Consider the following 1,785-nt stretch of genomic DNA (forward strand, 5'->3'; position numbering starts at 1 on the left):
GCGAAAATGTACGGTACTGCGTATTTCGTGACCTAAACCCGATTGGGGATAGCGTTTTCGGCCGGTAAGGACGACGTGTCAAGCACCGCGGCTTTCGCACCCAGCAGTTCGTCGTCGCTCACTTCAAAGCGACGGAGCCACTCGGCCGTAGACGTGGCCGTGTTGTCGCGCACAGCTGCTGTCCCGGCAGCCATGCCGGGGCCGCCTCGGCTGTCCGCTTACCCCTGGCCGACGCTACGCTGACCTTTCCTCTCTGAAGTATCCCACTGTAAAGCTAGTGGCAAGGCCGCATGGCGGACCGCCTGTCCTGACCCTCGATGGACAAGCGGCCCCTTTTTCACACCGTGCGGCAGCATTTATGCATCAGCGGCCAATGTACAAGCCGCATTGAGATCCAGCCTTGCAAATCCGGGCGCGCGAGCCGCTTGACGTGTTACCCGTATCGGGAGATCCGCCATATGACATATCTGTTTCGGCTTGGGCGGATGCGTTGGCGTTGTCCTGCATCGTCTTGAGACCGCTATCCTGCACCGTCTGGTGCGAGTACGACGGAACCGCCCGCACGTCCTTTGCGCTTGCGATGCCCGGCACGAGAAGCAAAGCGCTGACTGCCATCAACATCAAACCTGATTTCATATCGAGACTCCTTCAACGTTTGGTCAGTTGTCTGAGTCTTTTTCTCCGACACTTCGCATATCCGGACGCCCGCTCGGAACGCTGCTCGCAGCACCAAAGGCAGATCGGTTCACGTCATCGGGACGAGCGGGAGCAATCGGTTGTCACCCGCTGTCGGGCGGGCTGCCCGAACTTGTTCTTCAGCTGCTGACGAATAGCGCGCCCTTGATAGGGGCGCCACAGGGCGGGTGCGCTCATGGGCTGAAAGCCCGCGCGCAGAGAAGGCACACACTGCAATTGTGTTATATGTCGCCGGCTCAGGAGTTCAACGGTGCCGTTCGGGGACGCTCGCGGCATACGGGGTCGGTGCGGAACGCGGGATTCGACTGTCGATTCAATCGAGATCGTATCGTGGCGAACGTGCCAGACATCAGAAAGAGGGCGGCCCTTGAAGCAGCCGCCAACGCCAGGATCGATGAAGGGAGATTCGGCCGGCTTCAAGAACGGGCGTACTTCCTCGACTTTCTCACACACAGAGCCTCGCCGCACGGATGAAATGTCCGCCGATCAGCCGACTGCACTCACAGTCGGCCGATCGATACCAGCCGTTCTGGACCTGTCGACGTCGACCTCAATTCGTTCGTTTTCATCCGGGTCGAAATACAGCCATGCAATCGTCAGGCCTTTGACGCAAACGCGCACACGCAGCACCGTCAGTTCACGCCGACGGCGCTCCACGCACGTGCGACCGTTGCGCTCTCAACCGAATTCGCGCCATACAGGTCATTCGCCGCCTGGATCGATGCGCGGCGCGCGCTCGGGTAGCTGGAGTTGGCGGTCAGGTACACGGTCATCGTGCGGTACCAGATCTTGCCGGCCTTGTCGCGGCCGAGGCCGCTGAAGCTGGCGTCGCCGTTGCAGACGAGCTGGCTCTTCGACAGCCCGGTGTCGGTCGCCGGCACCACCGGGCCTTCCGAAGAGCGATATGCGATAGGTGCGGTGACGCGATGTCGGCGGCGGTGCGGCTCAAGTGGAGTGCATGGCGCACTCGCGAGTCGATAGCCGTAGGTGTATTTTCGATTATTGAATAGTCATTTGGATTGTTGGTGGCGATTATTGAATATCCGGTTAATTCGCCGCGCAGTGTTTTGCAATTCGAGTGGCCTGAAT

The 1,785-nt window shown here is 60.0% G+C and carries 1 protein-coding gene and 1 pseudogene; both read right to left on the bottom strand.

The features are described from left to right. Window positions 1-363: 363 nt before the first annotated feature. Complete coding sequence (locus tag ACV22Z_RS35600) at window positions 364-636, bottom strand: hypothetical protein (RefSeq protein WP_448080923.1); 273 nt, start codon at window positions 634-636, stop codon at window positions 364-366. A 692-nt stretch (window positions 637-1,328) separates the two neighbouring features. After that, window positions 1,329-1,601 (bottom strand): annotated as a pseudogene (locus tag ACV22Z_RS35605) (M4 family metallopeptidase); the annotation flags it as partial. Window positions 1,602-1,785 lie beyond the last annotated feature (184 nt).

The sequence above is a fragment of the Burkholderia sp. PU8-34 genome (genome assembly GCF_053427725.1).

What these genes read in the sequence shown, in the direction of transcription:
- ACV22Z_RS35600 (WP_448080923.1), bottom strand. Translation starts at nt 636, where the DNA reads ATGAAATCAGGTTTGATGTTGATGGCAGTCAGCGCTTTGCTTCTCGTG.